A 1,865-nucleotide genomic window follows, 5' to 3' on the forward strand; every position below is an offset into this window, starting at 1 on the left:
GGCCATCACGCCGCCTCCGCCACGGGCGCGCCGCCGGTGCGGGCCGGCATCGCCTTGAACCAAGCCACGGCATAGGCCACCGCGATCAGCACGGCGAAGCCGGCGAGGTTGGCGGCGGCGGTGGCCAGCGGCCCGCGGCCGGTATGGTCCAGCGCCATGCCCAGCAGCTGCGCCGCGACCATGCCGCTGACGAACACCGCCAGGGTCTGCTGCCCGACCTTGGAGATCACGGCCACCGCCGCGCCCTTCAGCCGCGTCCCGCCGGGGCCGACCAGATGCGCCGCCAGATAGGCCAGCGCCAGGAAATGCGCCAGGCGGAGGATGCCGAAATGGGTCTTGTCGGTCAGCGGCTCCAGCGCCCGGGCCCAGCCGCCGAAGAAGGGCGAAGCCTCGAGGATCCGGTAATAGGCGAAGGGCACCGTCGCCAGCACGAAGACCACAGCGAGGGTGATCAACATCCAGCTGAAGCCCGGCGCCGGCAGCGTGCGGCGCATCAGGAAGAAGCCGAGATAGAACAGGAGCTGCCAGCCGAAGGGGTCGAAGAACCAGGGCCGGTCCGACCAGGGCTCGGCCGGCAGGTCGAGCAGATGCGCCTGGGTCAGGCCCCATATCGCGGCCATCAGCATGAAGGGCAGCGCGCGGTACAGCCGCTCGGCCAGGATCATCGCCGGCATCAGCGCCAGGATCACCAGGTACATCGGCAGGATGTCGAAATAGTTCGGCACATAGGTCAGCGTCAGGAACCGCGGCAGCAAACCCATCGGGTCGGCGAAGAAATGCGGCAGGTTCAGCTCGACGATGTAGCTTTCGCCGCCCGGCCTTGCGCCGGCCGCCGCCACCAGCGCGGCGATGACGACGAAGACCGCGACATGGATCCAGTAGATCTGCCACACCCGGCGGGCGACGCGGCCGGTGCCGCGGGCGAAGCCGTCACGGTCGAACACCCGGCCGAAGGCGATGGCCGAGGCCATGCCGGACAGGAACACGAACATCTCGGTGGCGTCGGAGAAGCCGAAGCGTGCCGGGATCCAGAGGATCCAGGTGTTGTCCGGGATATGCGCGGTCAGGATGATCAGCATCCCGAGGCCGCGGAAGACATCGAGCCGCGGATCGCGCCGGGTCCGGCCGGCCGGGGCGCTGGACAGCGCCTCGCGCCCCGCCAGCTCAGAAGGCCTTGTCATATGCATGGGCGTCGAACCTGCAGGCGATCAGGGTGAAGCGGTCGCGGTCCCGGGCGGCGGCCAGCTCGGCCTGCAGCGCCGCGGCGCTCGCGACGGTGCGGCCATGGCCGCCGAAGCCTTCGGCGACGGCGGCGAAATCGGTGAGGCCGAGGGCGACGCCGTGCGGCGCCAGCCCGGCCGAGTTCTGCTTGAGCGCGATCAGGGCCAGGCTCCGGTCCTGGAACAGCACGAGGGTGACCGGCAGGCCGAGGTCGCGCAGGGTGGCGAGCTCGCCGATCCCCATCTCCAGCCCGCCATCGCCCATCACGGCGACGACGCGGCGCGCGGGATCGGCCACCTTGGCGCCGATCGCCAGCGGCAGGGCCGCGGCCATGGTGCAGAAGCCGGCCGACTGCAGCAGCGACAGCGGCCGCCGCGCCACCCATTTCTGCGACAGCAGGATGCGGTGGGCGCCGGCGTCGACGGTGACCAGGTCCCCCTCCCCCACCGACCGGTTCAGCACCTCGACGATGATGTGCGGCCCCCATTCGGCCCGGGCAGCAAAGCACTCGGCCAGCGCCGTCCGGGCCGCGGCGGGCTCGCTATCGGGCCAGGTCCCTTCCGCGTGGCCTCTCCCGCTTGCGGGAGAGGTCGGAGCCGCGTTGGCGGCTCCGGGTGAGGGGATTTTGTCGAGGCCGGTGCCAG

The 1,865-nt window shown here is 71.2% G+C and carries 2 protein-coding genes; both read right to left on the reverse strand.

All coding sequences use genetic code 11. From position 1 onward, the window contains the following. Positions 1–5 precede the first annotated feature (5 nt). A complete protein-coding gene (locus tag P409_RS33215; protein ID WP_034848744.1) occupies positions 6–1,181 on the reverse strand; it encodes an OpgC family protein in 1,176 nt (391 codons plus the stop codon). Beyond that, a partial coding sequence (locus tag P409_RS33220) for a thiamine pyrophosphate-dependent enzyme (protein ID WP_238578829.1) occupies positions 1,165–1,865 on the reverse strand: 701 nt, incomplete at its 5' end. The genes P409_RS33215 and P409_RS33220, both read right to left, overlap by 17 nt.

Source organism: Inquilinus limosus MP06, from assembly GCF_000767795.1.
In the GTDB taxonomy this organism is placed as follows: domain Bacteria; phylum Pseudomonadota; class Alphaproteobacteria; order DSM-16000; family Inquilinaceae; genus Inquilinus; species Inquilinus limosus_E.